The 12,169-nt window shown below is 71.5% G+C and carries 15 protein-coding genes and 1 other RNA gene; 7 read left to right on the top strand and 9 right to left on the bottom strand.

The features are described from left to right. The first annotated feature begins 30 nt into the window (after positions 1-30). Positions 31-255 carry a hypothetical protein gene (locus ACUP6Y_RS09340; RefSeq protein WP_462555569.1) on the top strand — a complete coding sequence of 75 codons (225 nt, stop codon included), beginning with the start codon at positions 31-33 and terminating at the stop codon, positions 253-255. A 116-nt stretch (positions 256-371) separates the two neighbouring features. Here ACUP6Y_RS09340 and ACUP6Y_RS09335 read toward each other — a convergent pair whose 3' ends face one another. Together ACUP6Y_RS09335 and ACUP6Y_RS09330 are read right to left on the bottom strand one after the other, a co-directional pair. Then, positions 372-1,049, bottom strand: coding sequence for a GNAT family N-acetyltransferase (locus tag ACUP6Y_RS09335; protein ID WP_462555566.1), 678 nt, complete (start codon positions 1,047-1,049; stop codon positions 372-374). Continuing rightward, a complete protein-coding gene (locus ACUP6Y_RS09330) occupies positions 1,046-3,043 on the bottom strand; it encodes a DNA gyrase/topoisomerase IV subunit B (RefSeq protein WP_462556677.1) in 1,998 nt (665 codons plus the stop codon). The genes ACUP6Y_RS09335 and ACUP6Y_RS09330 overlap by 4 nt, the downstream gene beginning before the upstream one ends. A gap of 347 nt (positions 3,044-3,390) precedes the next feature. On the opposite strand from ACUP6Y_RS09330, the gene ACUP6Y_RS09325 reads away from it, so the two are divergent. The 5 genes from ACUP6Y_RS09325 to ACUP6Y_RS09305 all read left to right on the top strand — a co-directional run bounded on the left by ACUP6Y_RS09325 (position 3,391) and on the right by ACUP6Y_RS09305 (position 7,573). Further along, a complete protein-coding gene (locus tag ACUP6Y_RS09325; protein WP_462555564.1) occupies positions 3,391-3,612 on the top strand; it encodes a DUF7455 domain-containing protein in 222 nt (73 codons plus the stop codon). A 98-nt stretch (positions 3,613-3,710) separates the two neighbouring features. Then, on the top strand, positions 3,711-4,739 hold the full coding sequence (locus tag ACUP6Y_RS09320; protein ID WP_462555562.1) for an ABC transporter substrate-binding protein: 1,029 nt from the start codon (positions 3,711-3,713) through the stop codon (positions 4,737-4,739). Beyond that, positions 4,732-5,739, top strand: a complete 1,008-nt coding sequence (locus ACUP6Y_RS09315) for a FecCD family ABC transporter permease (RefSeq protein ID WP_462555560.1) — start codon at positions 4,732-4,734, stop codon at positions 5,737-5,739. Before ACUP6Y_RS09320 ends, ACUP6Y_RS09315 begins: the two co-directional genes overlap by 8 nt. Further along, positions 5,736-6,794: a FecCD family ABC transporter permease gene (locus ACUP6Y_RS09310; RefSeq protein WP_462555557.1), complete on the top strand. Its 1,059-nt coding sequence runs from the start codon at positions 5,736-5,738 to the stop codon at positions 6,792-6,794. The genes ACUP6Y_RS09315 and ACUP6Y_RS09310 overlap by 4 nt, the downstream gene beginning before the upstream one ends. Further along, positions 6,791-7,573, top strand: coding sequence for an ABC transporter ATP-binding protein (locus tag ACUP6Y_RS09305; RefSeq protein WP_462555556.1), 783 nt, complete (start codon positions 6,791-6,793; stop codon positions 7,571-7,573). Before ACUP6Y_RS09310 ends, ACUP6Y_RS09305 begins: the two co-directional genes overlap by 4 nt. Before the next feature lie 51 nt (positions 7,574-7,624). On the opposite strand, the gene ACUP6Y_RS09300 is transcribed toward ACUP6Y_RS09305, so the two are convergent. The 6 genes from ACUP6Y_RS09300 to ACUP6Y_RS09275 all read right to left on the bottom strand — a co-directional run bounded on the left by ACUP6Y_RS09300 (position 7,625) and on the right by ACUP6Y_RS09275 (position 11,335). Continuing rightward, the gene (locus ACUP6Y_RS09300) at positions 7,625-9,109 is read right to left on the bottom strand and encodes an RNA polymerase sigma factor (protein WP_462555555.1); all 1,485 of its coding nucleotides are present in this window, start codon (positions 9,107-9,109) and stop codon (positions 7,625-7,627) included. Between the two features lie 145 nt (positions 9,110-9,254). Continuing rightward, the gene (locus ACUP6Y_RS09295; RefSeq protein WP_462555554.1) at positions 9,255-9,857 is read right to left on the bottom strand and encodes an HhH-GPD-type base excision DNA repair protein; all 603 of its coding nucleotides are present in this window, start codon (positions 9,855-9,857) and stop codon (positions 9,255-9,257) included. Between the two features lie 92 nt (positions 9,858-9,949). Continuing rightward, positions 9,950-10,357 carry a hypothetical protein gene (locus ACUP6Y_RS09290; protein WP_462555553.1) on the bottom strand — a complete coding sequence of 136 codons (408 nt, stop codon included), beginning with the start codon at positions 10,355-10,357 and terminating at the stop codon, positions 9,950-9,952. A gap of 1 nt (position 10,358) precedes the next feature. Beyond that, complete coding sequence (locus ACUP6Y_RS09285) at positions 10,359-10,637, bottom strand: hypothetical protein (protein ID WP_462555552.1); 279 nt, start codon at positions 10,635-10,637, stop codon at positions 10,359-10,361. A 37-nt stretch (positions 10,638-10,674) separates the two neighbouring features. After that, on the bottom strand, positions 10,675-10,869 hold the full coding sequence (locus ACUP6Y_RS09280) for a hypothetical protein (RefSeq protein ID WP_462555551.1): 195 nt from the start codon (positions 10,867-10,869) through the stop codon (positions 10,675-10,677). A gap of 43 nt (positions 10,870-10,912) precedes the next feature. Beyond that, positions 10,913-11,335 carry a tetratricopeptide repeat protein gene (locus tag ACUP6Y_RS09275; protein WP_462555549.1) on the bottom strand — a complete coding sequence of 141 codons (423 nt, stop codon included), beginning with the start codon at positions 11,333-11,335 and terminating at the stop codon, positions 10,913-10,915. Between the two features lie 52 nt (positions 11,336-11,387). Between ACUP6Y_RS09275 and rnpB the strand changes: the two genes are divergently transcribed. Then, an RNA gene (gene rnpB / locus ACUP6Y_RS09270) (RNase P RNA component class A) lies at positions 11,388-11,760 on the top strand. A gap of 76 nt (positions 11,761-11,836) precedes the next feature. Here rnpB and ACUP6Y_RS09265 read toward each other — a convergent pair. After that, entirely contained in the window at positions 11,837-12,163 is a 327-nt protein-coding gene (locus ACUP6Y_RS09265) for a tyrosine-type recombinase/integrase (RefSeq protein ID WP_462555547.1), read from the bottom strand. Positions 12,164-12,169 lie beyond the last annotated feature (6 nt).

The raw sequence follows: 12,169 nt of genomic DNA, 5'->3' as shown, positions 1-12,169 counted from the left end.
CACTCAGATTAATGTATATGAGGGGTCGCCGTGAGGATCGAGCAGCTGGAGTACGTCGCCGCCGTGACGCGGCACGGGTCGCTGCGGCGCGCGGATCAGCCGCCAGGGACTGGACCTGCTGCCGGCATGGTGGCCGTGCTGGATGCCGTCGACCGGCTCCGCACCACTGCCGGCGACCAGCACAACGTGAGCCGCGCCGCGGTCCGCGACCTCCACGCGGCGCTCGTGGCGCACGCGCGGAGGCTCGCCGCCTGAGCGCCCGGACGGCGCGGGCGCCGGTGCACCGGATCAGCTGCACCAGGGCGATCAGCACGACGATGCAGGCGATCATGGGTTCCGCCCATGCCACCCCCGGCGGATCCGTCGGCGAGTCAGCCCGGCACCCGGAACCCGCGGAAGACCACCTCGCGGCGGACCTCGAACCCGAGGGCCGCGTAGAGCCGCAGGGCCGGCGCGTTGTCGGCAGCGACATGGAGGAACGCCCGCTCTCCGCGGGCCCGGATCCGCCGCGTCACCTCGGTCACCAGCAGCCCCGCCAGCCCGCGCCCGCGCGCCTGCGGCGCCGTCGTCACCGCGCTGATCTCGCTCCACCCGGGCGGCCGCAGCCGCTCGCCGCTCATCGCGACCAGCACGCCGCTCTCGCGCACGCCGAGGTAGGTGCCCATCTCGTGGGTCCGCGGCCAGAAGGGCCCCGGGCGGGAGCGCTCGACGAGGGCCAGCATGTCCGGTACGTCGCCCGGCCCGAGCTCCACGACCTCGACTCCTGTCGCCGCGGGCTCCGGCAGGTCACCCGCCACGAGCTGCAGCCCCGCCAGCGTGAACACCGGCGCCCAGTCGGGTGGCGGCGTCGCCGGCGAGCTGAACAGGTCGGCGAGCCCACCCGGCCCGACCAGCTCCGCGAGGTCGGCCCAGTCCCCGGCCGCAGGGTCGGGCGGCACCGCCGCGAACGACGCCACCGCGGCGTCGTATCGCAGCGCCCGGCCCGCTCCCCGCGCGAACCGGGCGTGGGCGCCCCGTAGCGAGGCGCCCACCGGGTCCTCGAGGCTCACGCGTCGAGCGTCTCCATGTCCACCTCGTAGGCCCCCTGGATGATGAACTCCTTCCTCGGCGCGACGTCGCTGCCCATGAGCAGCTCGAACACCTCCGAGGCGACCTCGAGCTCGTCGACCGTCAACCGTCGCAGGGTACGACGACGCGGGTCCATCGTGGTCTCGGCCAGCTGGTCGGCGTCCATCTCGCCCAGGCCCTTGTAGCGCTGGACCGGGTCCTTCCAGCGGACGTTCTTCTTCTTGAGCTCGGCGAGCTTGCGCTGCAGCTCGTCGTCGGAATAGGTGTAGACGTACTTCTCCTGGCCCTTCTTCGGGCTGGATATCTCGATGCGGTGCAGCGGCGGGACGGCGGAGTAGACGCGCCCGGCCTTGACCAGGTCGGGCATGTACTTGAAGAACAGGGTCGCGAGCAGGGTGCGGATGTGGGCGCCGTCGGAGTCGGCGTCGGCCATGAAGATGATCCGGCCGTAGCGGCGGGCGTCGAGCTCGAAGGTGCGCCCGGAGCCGGCGCCGACGACCTGGATGATCGAGGCGCACTCGGCGTTCTTGAGCATGTCGCCCACGGACGCCTTCTGGACGTTGAGGATCTTGCCGCGGATGGGCAGCAGCGCCTGGAACTCGGCGTTGCGGGCCAGCTTGGCGGTGCCGAGCGCGGAGTCGCCCTCGACGATGAACAGCTCGGTGCGCTCGTTGTCGCCGGAGCGGCAGTCGGCGAGCTTGGCGGGCAGCGTCGAGGACTCCAGCGCGTTCTTGCGCCGCTGGGTCTCCTTGTGCTGGCGGGCCGCGATCCGGGTCTTGGAGGCCGCGACGACCTTCTCCATGAGCAGCTTGGCCTGGGCCTTCTCGGCCCGCTTGGTGGAGGTCAGGAACTCCTTGAGCTCGGCCGCCACCACCTTGCGTACGACGGTCCGCGCGGCCGGGGTGCCGAGGATCTCCTTGGTCTGGCCCTCGAACTGCGGCTCCGCGAGCCGGACCGTGACGACCGCGGTCATCCCCTCGAGGATGTCGTCCTTGATCACGTCGTCGTCGTTGACCTTGAGCGCCTTGGTGGCGCGCATCGCGTCGTTGAAGGTCTTGGTGAGCGCGCTCTCGAAGCCGGAGACGTGGGTGCCGCCCTTGGGGGTGGCGATCACGTTGACGAAGGAGCGCAGCTCGGTGTCGTAGCCGGCACCCCAGCGCACCGCGACGTCGACGGTCAGCTCGCGCTCGACGTCCTGCGGGGTCATGTGGCCCTGGTCGTCGAGCAGCGGGACGGTCTCGGTGAAGACGTCACTGCCCTGCAGCCGGAGCACCTCGGTGACCGGCTCGCCGGTGGCGAGGTAGTCGCAGAACTCGCCGATGCCCCCGTCGTGGCGGAAGCGCTCCTCGGTCCACGCGGCCTTGTCGGCGGCGCGCTGGTCGTTGATGACCAGCTCGAGACCGGGGACGATGAACGACGTCTGGCGCGCGCGCCCGATCAGCCCGTCGAGGACGAACTCGGCGTCCTTGGTGAAGATCTGGCGGTCCGGCCAGAACCGGATCCGGGTGCCGGACCGGCCCTTCGCGACCCGGCCGCCCTTGCGGGTCAGACCCGACTGCGGGGTGAAGCCGGCCGTCGGGCCCTCGCCGTCGAAGACGCCGGGCACGCCGCGCTGGAAGCTCAGCCCCTGGCTGGCCGGCGAGCGGTCGACGTCGATGTCCATCCGGCTCGACAGCGCGTTGACCACCGACAGGCCGACGCCGTGGAGACCGCCGGTGGCGACGTACGAGCCGCCGCCGAACTTGCCGCCGGCGTGCAGCTTGGTCGCCACGACCTCGACGCCGGGGAGCCCGGTCTTGGGCTCCTTGTCGGTGGGGATGCCGCGTCCGTCGTCGTACACCTCGACGGAGTCGTCGGCGTGGAGGATCACCTCGACCCGGCCGGCGTTGCCGCCGAGGGCCTCGTCGACGCCGTTGTCGATGATCTCCCAGAGGCAGTGCATCAGCCCCCGGGTGTCGGTGGAGCCGATGTACATCCCGGGACGCTTCCGCACGGCTTCGAGGCCCTCGAGGACCAGCAGGTGGGCGGCGTTGTAGGTGTTGTCGGCGATGACCGGCTCCTCACGGTGGATCACGGGTACTTCCAAGGAGACGAATCTACCCGCGACACGCCGGGGGGCTAGGCAGCCCTGGCCGATCGGATGGTCACAAGCTTGTTTCAGGCAGTGGAAAATCACCGATACGTCGCCCGACAGGTGCTTGGATGATGGGGGAACGCGAAGTGGAATGGACCACATGGAGACGGGAATCTTTGGTCCAGTCGCTACGTTGATCCGGACGACCGCCCGATGAGGGTGGAGATCGCACGAAAGAGAGGCCCGAGATGACGACTGCTGTTGCTCCCAGAGCCCCGCTGACCGCGGAGGACCGCTGCGACCGTTGTGGCGCCCAGGCCTACCTTCGCGTAGAGCTCGCCTCCGGCGGAGAGTTGCTCTTCTGTGCCCACCACGCCCGCGAGCACGGCGACGCCCTCAAGGACATCGCCGTCGCCTTCCACGACGAGACCCACAGGCTCACCGACAAGCCGGCGCCCGTCGCCGACTGACCTCACTCAGCATCCCTGCGGCCCCGAGCTGGCTCGGGGCCGCAGTGCTTTTCTGGTACGCCGTCACCCGCCTCGGCACATGAGGCTAGCCTTACCTCATGCACTCTCGCCTGACCGTCCTCGCGGCCGCGACCGCCGGGCTCGCCCTGGCCCTGTCCGCCTGCTCCTCCGACGTCGCCGACGGTGACGACGACGCCAGGCCGGCCTCCGGCGCCTCCGCGACGCCCGACGGGCCGTGGACCTTCACCGACGGGTCGGGCGAGGTCGTCGAGCTGGACCAGGTCCCGACCCGGATCATCGCCCACGCCGCGGAGGCCGCGGCGCTGATGTCGTACGGCATCCGCCCGGTCGGCATCTACGGCGACGAGTCGGTGAAGACCGACCCCAATCTGCAGGGCCTCGACCTGAGCGGCATCGAGATCCTCGGCGAGGAATGGGGCTCGATCGACGTCGCGAAGGCCTCCACGCTGGCGCCCGACCTGATCGTGGCGGACTGGTGGCCGGCGGAGAAGGCGCACTCCGGCTTCGAGGACGGCGTGAAGGCCAAGAGCAAGAAGCTCGCCGATCTCGCGCCGGTCGTCGGCGCCACCCAGGGCGACTCGATCCTGGACCTCACCGAGGGCTACGAGAAGCTCGCCGAGAGTCTCGGCGCCGACGTCGAGGACTCCCAGGGCGCCCAGGACAAGGCCGCCTTCGAGGAGGCCCGCGACACCTTCGTCGCCGTCATGAAGGAGAAGGACTTCACCGCGCTCGCGGTCTCGCCGGCCAGCGACCTGCTCTACGTCGCCAACCCGGAGTACGCGCCCGAGCTGCTCGACTTCGACCGGTGGGGCCTCGACGTGATCGAGCCCGACTCCCCCAACCCGGACTTCCCGTACTGGGAGAACCTGAGCTGGGAGAACGCCGACAAGTACCAGCCCGACGTGCTCATGTTCGACAACCGCAGCTTCGCCGCCGACGAGAAGACGGTCGAGGCGCAGCCGACCTGGAGCTCCATCCGCGCCGCGAAGGCCGGCCAGATCGTGGAGTGGCCGGGCTTTTGGCTGCACACCTACGGGCACTACGCCGAGGCGCTGACCAAGCTCACCGACCAGCTGGCCGACCTCGACGACTCGATCGGTGACTAGTGGTCACTCGGGCAGAGCGCTCGGCCTCCTCGCGCTGACCGCGCTCCTGCTGGTCGTCGGCTTCCTCAGCATCACCCAGGGCTCGCGCTCGATCGGCCTCGGGGACGTCATCGACGCGCTGCGCCACCTCAGCGCGGTCACGACCGACGACACCGTGACGGTCCGGCTGCGGGTGCCCCGCACCCTGCTCGGCATCCTGGTCGGCGCCGCCCTCGGCGTCTCCGGCGCGATCCTCCAGGGCCTGACCCGCAACCCGCTCGCCGACCCGTCGATCATGGGGATCGAGGCCGGCGCCGCGCTCGCCGTCGTGCTCGGCATCGTGCTGCTCGGCGTCACCGGCATCGGTGCGCACGTCGTGCTCGCGTTCGCCGGGGCGCTGGCCGCGACCGTCCTGGTGTACGCCGTCGGCTCGCTCGGGCGCGAGGGCGCCACCCCGGTGAAGATGGCGCTCGCCGGGGCCGCGATCACCGCCGGGCTCAGCGCCGTCACGACCGGGCTGCTGCTGACCGACCTCCAGGCGCAGAACGAGTTCCGGTTCTGGCAGGTCGGCTCCCTGGCCGGCCGGTACGCGCCGATCGTCACCGGCGTCGCCCCCGTGATCGTCGTCGTCGTGGCCGCCGGGATGCTCTGCGGACGCTCCCTCAACGCGCTCGCCCTCGGCGACGACGCCGCCCGCGGCCTCGGCATCTCGCTGACCCGGACCCGGATCGGGCTGTTCGCGGTCGTCGCGGTGCTGTGCGGCGCGGCCACCGCGGCCTGCGGGCCGATCGTGTTCGTCGGCCTGGTCGTGCCCCACGTGGCCCGGGCGATCTGCGGGCCCGACTATCGGTGGATCCTGCCCTACTCCCTGCTGCTCGGGCCACTGCTGCTGCTCGGCGCCGACATCGCCGGCCGGATCCTCGGCTCCCCCGGCGAGCTGCAGGTCGGCGTCGTGCTCGGCGTGCTGGGCGCGCCGTTCTTCATCGGGCTGGTCCGCTACCGCCGGCTGGCCGAGCTGTGAGCGCCGTCCAGTCCGCTCCCACCCAGCCGGCCCGGGCCGCCCTGCGCCGGAGCCGCCGCCGGCGCGCGGGGCGGGCGCTCGTCGTACCGGTTCTGCTGGGGGGTGTGGTCGTGCTCCTCGGCATCGTCACCCTGTGCTTCGGCTCGGTGCGACTCAGCCTCGACCAGGTGCTCGGCTCGCTGCTCGGCACCCGTGACAGCCCGGCCGTCGACTTCATCGTGCGGGACCTGACCTTCCCGCAGGTCAAGGCCGCCATCGGCGTCGGCGTCGCGCTCGGCGCGGCCGGCACGATCTTCCAGCAGCTGCTGCGCAACCCGCTCGCCTCCCCCGACTTCGTCGGCATCTCCGCCGGGGCCAGCATGTTCGCGGTCACCGGGATCGCCGTGCCGGCGCTGTCGGGGCTGAGCATCCCGGCGCTGGCCCTGGCCGGCGCGCTGGTGTTCTCGCTGGCGATGTATCTGCTGGCCTGGCGCGACGGGATCAGCGGCTACCGGTTCATCCTGATCGGCATCGGCATGTCCGCCTTCGCCACCGGGATCACCGGCTACCTGCTGACCCGGACCTCGCTCACCGAGGCGCGCGAGGCGCTGCACTGGCTCACCGGCTCGATCGGCCAGGCCGGCGACGCAGAGAACGAGGTGCTGCTGTGGTGCCTGCTGGCGCTGGTGCCGCTGGTGCCGGTGCTCCAGCGGATGCTGCGCACCGTCGGGCTGGGCGACGACACCGCCCGCGGGCTCGGCACCCGACTCGAGCCGACCCGGCTCGCGCTGATCGGCGTGGGCGTGCTGCTCACCGCGCTCGCCACCGCCGTCGCCGGGCCGATCACCTTCGTCGCCCTCGTCGCCGGGCCGGTCGCCGACCGGCTGCTCGGGCCCGCCCGCGGCGGCATCGTCGCCGCCGCGGCCACCGGCGCCGCGCTGTGCCTGGTCGCCGACTACGTCGCGGTCACCGTGCTCCCCGTCGAGATGCCGACCGGCGTCGTGACCGGCGCGATCGGGGCGCCGTACCTGCTGTGGCTGATCGCCACGACCAACCGGAGAGGAATGGGCGGATGACCCCACGACTGGCAGCACGCTCGCTGTCCCTCGGATACGACGACCGGACCGTCGTCGACGCGCTCGACCTCGACGTCCTCGACGGCCGGGTCACCGCGATCGTGGGAGCCAACGCCTGCGGCAAGTCCACCCTGCTGCGCGGCCTGGCCCGGCTGCTGCGCCCATCGGCGGGCGAGGTGCTGCTCGACGGAACCCCGATCCTGGACCGCGGCTCGCGGGAGGTCGCCCGGATCCTGGGCCTGCTCCCCCAGACCCCCGTGGCGCCCGACGGCATCACGGTGGCCGACCTGGTCTCCCGCGGCCGGCATCCGCACCAGGGCTGGTTCCGCCACTGGAGCGCCCGCGACGAGACCGCGGTCGCCGACGCGCTGAGCGCGACCGACACCGTCGAGCTGGTGGACCGGCCACTGCACGCGCTGTCCGGCGGGCAGCGACAGCGGGTCTGGATCGCGATGGCGCTCGCCCAGGAGACCGACCTGCTGCTCCTCGACGAGCCGACCACCTACCTCGACATCAGCCACCAGGTCGACCTGCTGCGGCTGCTGCGCACCCTCAACCGCGCCACCGGGCGCACCATCGTCACGGTGCTCCACGACCTCAACCTGGCCTGCCGCTACAGCGACCACCTGGTCGTGATGGCCTCCGGCCGGATCCTCGCCGAGGGGCCGCCGGCCGAGGTGGTCACCGCGGACGTGGTCGAGGCGGCGTTCGGGCTGCCGTGCGTCGTCGTACCGGACCCGGTGGCGGGGACGCCGATGATCGTGCCCGCCGGAGACTGACGACGCCCCCGCCGGGAGACCCGGCGGGGGCGTCGATCGGGTGATGCTGGATCAGTCGAGGTAGTCGCGCAGGACCTGCGAGCGCGACGGGTGCCGCAGCTTCGACATCGTCTTCGACTCGATCTGGCGGATCCGCTCGCGGGTCACGCCGTAGACCTTGCCGATCTCGTCGAGGGTCTTGGGCTGGCCGTCGGTGAGGCCGAAGCGCATGCTGACCACGCCCGCCTCGCGCTCGGAGAGCGTGTCGAGGACGGCGTGCAGCTGCTCCTGGAGCAGCGTGAACGACACCGCGTCGGCCGGGACGATCGCCTCGGAGTCCTCGATCAGGTCACCGAACTCGGAGTCGCCGTCCTCGCCCAGCGGGGTGTGCAGCGAGATCGGCTCGCGGCCGTACTTCTGGACCTCGACGACCTTCTCCGGAGTCATGTCGAGCTCCTTGGCGAGCTCCTCCGGGGTGGGCTCGCGGCCCAGGTCCTGCAGCATCTGCCGCTGGACTCGGGCCAGCTTGTTGATGACCTCGACCATGTGGACGGGGATCCGGATGGTCCGGGCCTGGTCGGCCATCGCGCGGGTGATCGCCTGACGGATCCACCAGGTGGCGTACGTCGAGAACTTGTAGCCCTTGGTGTAGTCGAACTTCTCCACCGCGCGGATCAGGCCGAGGTTGCCCTCCTGGATCAGGTCCAAGAAGAGCATGCCGCGGCCGGTGTAGCGCTTGGCGAGGCTCACCACGAGACGCAGGTTGGCCTCGAGCAGGTGGTTCTTGGCGCGGCGACCGTCCTCCGCGATCCACTCGAGCTCCTCGCTCACCTTCGGCGAGAGCTTGCCACCCTTGCCGAGCTTCTCCTCCGAGAACAGGCCGGCCTCGATCCGCTTGGCGAGCTCGACCTCCATCTCGGCGTTGAGGAGCGGCACCTTGCCGATCTGCTTGAGGTAGTCCTTGACCGGATCGGCGGTCGCGCCGGCGACCATGACCTGCTGGGCCGGCTCGTCGGTCTCGTCGGCGGAGGAGACGATGAAGGACGCGTTCTTCTCGTCCTCCTTGATCGTCGGGTCCGCGACGACATCCTTCTCGAACTGGTCGTCGGGGATGTCCGGCAGCACCTTCTTGCCGTCGGGGCCGACCGCCGGGGCGGCCTCCACCTCCACGTCGCCGAGGTCGACCGGGGCGCTGCCCTCGGCCGGCGCCGCCTTCGTCGCCGCGGGCTGGGCCGGCGGGGCGGGCGTCGCCTTCTCGGGCGGCGCGAGGACCGGCTTCTTGGCCGTGGTCGCGGTCGCCGACGCACCCTTGCGCGCGGCAGCGGCCACAGCACGCTGCTCGACGGGCGCGCCGAGCTCGACGGAGATGCCGAGGCCCGACAGGTGGGCCATCAGGCCCTTGAGCTGGGCCGGGGCGACCTCAGCGGCGGCGAATGCCTGGCGGAGATCCTCCGCGCCGACCCGGCCGGCCGGCGCAGCGTGCTCGATGAGCGCGGCGATCGACGGGTGGCTGAGCAGGGCGGGCGGGACCGAACGATGGTTCGAGGACACGAACACCTCTCGATGCTGACGGTTCAAGGGCGCGGCAAAGACCGGAGGCGTCAAGACCGCTCTGCCATTCTGCCACGGCGCTCCCAGCCCCCTGCGCATCGGGGCGTTCAGGACCTGTTCAGCACCGGCTCAGCAGGCGTTCAGGAACGCCTCAATCCGCGGTCTTGGTCGCGGTCTTGGTCGCGGTCTTGGTCGCGGTCTTGGCCGCGGCCTTGGCCGCCTTCTTGTAGTCGCGCACCTTCTGCAGCGAGACCGGGTCGACGACGTCGGCCACCGAGCGGAAGCCGTCGAGCGCGTAGTCGCCCGCCGCCTTCTCCCACCCGGTCGGACGGACCTCGAGCTGCTTGGCCACCAGCGCGGTGAAGATCTTCGCCTTCTGCGCCCCGAACCCGGGCAGCGCCTGGATCCGCTTGAGCAGATCCTTGCCGTCCACGGCCTCGGTCCACAGCCGGGAGGCGTCGCCGTCGTACTGGTCCACCACGATGCGGGCCAGCTCCTGCAGCCGCGCCGCCATCGACCCCGGGAACCGGTGGATCGCCGGCGTCGTCGAGCACAGCGCCGCGAACTCCTCCGGGTCGGCCGCCGCGATCGCCGCGGGGTCGAAGCTGCCGAACCGGCTGACGACCTTCTGCGGACCCAGGAAGGCGTGCTCCATCGGGTACTGCTGGTCGAGCATCATCCCGACCAGCAGCGCGAACGGGTTGTCCGTCAGGAGCTCGTCGGCGACGGCGTCGTCGGTGATGTGGATGGCCATGGGGACATCCTGCCCCAACGCCCTGCGTCAGCCGCGCTGTGGCTGGGCTGCGCAACGGGCCGGGAGCCTTCCGCGCGAAGCGGGGCCGACCCTCAGCGGTTCGCCGCGAGCCCGGTCCACAGCGCGTCCATGGTCCGCTCGACCATGGTCTCCAGGTCGACGTCGGGGTGGCGCCGCCACCACTTCGCGAGCTGCTCGGCGGCGCCCGAGACGGCGTGGGCGTACGCCGAAGAGCACCTCCCCCGGCGTGCCGCGGTCGCGGACGAACCGGCAGTAGGCGCGCAAGCCCGCCCGCAGCCGGCCCGCCACCTCCGCCTCTCCCCCGGCAGCCGCGACGACCGCCCGGTCGAGCTCGTCGCGGCGGCGATGTCCTCGACGGCGGTGCCCTGGTGGCCGTGCCGCACGAACACGTCCTCGGCGACGGAGATCAGCTGCGCACGTCGTGCCTCCGGCGCGAGGCGGCGCCCCTCCGGCGCGAGGCGGCGCCGCGGCTCGGCCACCTCAGGCCGTCCAGTCCAAGAAGATGCCGCCGGCGGTGACGGCGACCCACCACCACACGAACGAGAGGAACCCGAGGACGACGGTGCGCTTCGGGTGCGCCGTCCACCACACGAAGCACAGCACGAGCATGACCAGCCAGGTCAGCAGCAGGACCACGACCGCCCAGGCCGGAGCGAGCAGGCCCGAGGCCGCGTACAGGAAGAAGGACGAGACCAGCAGCACCAGGCCGACGAACGGCCACGGCGAGATCCGCCGTCCGGTGGCAGGGTCGATCGCCACCGGGCGGATCCGGCGGCGGCGGGCGAACGCCAACGGACTACTTGTCCTCGGCGTCGTCGTTCCAGGCCGGGTCCTCGTCCCACGCCTCGGTGCGCTCGGCCGCCTTCTCCAACGCCCGCGCGGCCTCGGCCTCGGTGGGGTACGGACCGAGCCGGTCCTTGTTGGGACAGCCCTCGACACCCTCGACCCGGTGGTGGGTCAGGCAGAACCAGTACTCACCGTCGCTCGCCATGCTCCGAACCTACCCGGAGATCGGGGAGGTTGCGCAGCAACCGTCAGGAGATCCGACCCGCCAGCCGCTCGACCCGCAGCACGTCGTACTCGTGCTCGGGGTCACCAGTCATCGCCGCCGCCAGTCGTAGGTGCGGCAGCGCGTCGTCGTACCTCGACTGGCGCTCCAGCGCCCGCCCCAGCGCGTGCCGACTCCAGGCGTCGGCCGGGTCCTCGGCCACCAGGCCGGTCAGCTCGTCGGCCGCCTTCTGCAGCTGGGCCCGCATCAGGTACGCCCACGCCCGCAGCGACCGCAGCCCCCGGTTCTCCGGCTCCTGCTCCAGCGCGGGCTCCAGCACCTGGAGGGCCTCGCGCGGCGCGCGGCGGGACAGGAGGTCGTGGGCGGTGCGGTACGCCGCCTCGTGTCGTGCCGTCGTACCCGGGAAGATGACCGGCGGCAGCACCGTGATCTCGGGCATCTCGTTCATGTGGCCCTCAACTGTCCAGCGGACCCGGTTGTTCCCTAGAGTGTGCGACGGACGGGCTGGCCGGGCGACCGCGTGATCCATCGCCGTGAGGCGTCGGATCCCGAGGAAAGTCCGGGCTCCGCAGAGCAGGGTGGTGGGTAACACCCACCCGGGGTGACCCGCGGGACAGTGCCACAGAGAGCAGACCGCCTCGCCGCCTGGCGAGGTAAGGGTGAAACGGCGGGGCAAGAGCCCACCAGTGCGCCGGGCGACCGGCGCAGCTAGGCAAACCCCACCCGGAGCAAGACCAGACAGCACACGTTCGAGGGCGGCTCGTCCGAGTGTGCGGGTAGGTCGCTCGAGGCTGTCGGCAACGGCAGCCCTAGATGGATGGTCGCCCCCTTGGTGACAGGGGACAGAACCCGGCTTACAGGCCAGCCCGTCCGCCAGATGCCGCTTGGCCTGCGAAACTCTGAGATCAGCCGTCCACAGTCCCCACAGAGTCCCCAAGACGATTCGCGATCACGCTGTCGATCGCCTCCCGCGTCCGGTCGTCAGAGTCGGGCCACAGGTGCTGTAGATGTCGAGCGTCTCGGCCGCGGTCGCCTGCCCGAGCCGGACCTGGACCGTCTTCACGCTCTCGCCGAACCGGATCAGCAGCGAGGCGTAGTAGTGGCGCAGTGCGTGCATCCCGGTGGCCGTGGCTTCACTCCGCCCGGCTGCCTTCGCCGCAGACCTCCAGACGTGCCCGAACGCCTGCCGGGTGATCGGCTGCCCGGCCAGCGTGAACACCAGCTCGTCGGCCGCGACGTCGTACAGCCTGAAGTGCTCATCGAGAGCAGCGACCACAGCCTT

The organism is Nocardioides sp. S5-5 (genome assembly GCF_054954065.1).
This window is presented reverse-complemented; position numbering and strand designations above follow the sequence as displayed.

Excerpts from the sequence above, each read along its gene's own strand:
- ACUP6Y_RS09280 (WP_462555551.1), bottom strand. The coding sequence starts at position 10,869 with ATGGCGAGCGACGGTGAGTACTGGTTCTGCCTGACCCACCACCGGGTC.
- ACUP6Y_RS09330 (WP_462556677.1), bottom strand. The coding sequence starts at position 3,043 with ATGTACATCGGCTCCACCGACACCCGGGGGCTGATGCACTGCCTCTGG.
- ACUP6Y_RS09320 (WP_462555562.1), top strand. The coding sequence starts at position 3,711 with ATGCACTCTCGCCTGACCGTCCTCGCGGCCGCGACCGCCGGGCTCGCC.
- ACUP6Y_RS09325 (WP_462555564.1), top strand. The coding sequence starts at position 3,391 with ATGACGACTGCTGTTGCTCCCAGAGCCCCGCTGACCGCGGAGGACCGC.
- ACUP6Y_RS09275 (WP_462555549.1), bottom strand. The coding sequence starts at position 11,335 with ATGAACGAGATGCCCGAGATCACGGTGCTGCCGCCGGTCATCTTCCCG.
- ACUP6Y_RS09295 (WP_462555554.1), bottom strand. The coding sequence starts at position 9,857 with ATGGCCATCCACATCACCGACGACGCCGTCGCCGACGAGCTCCTGACG.
- ACUP6Y_RS09305 (WP_462555556.1), top strand. The coding sequence starts at position 6,791 with ATGACCCCACGACTGGCAGCACGCTCGCTGTCCCTCGGATACGACGAC.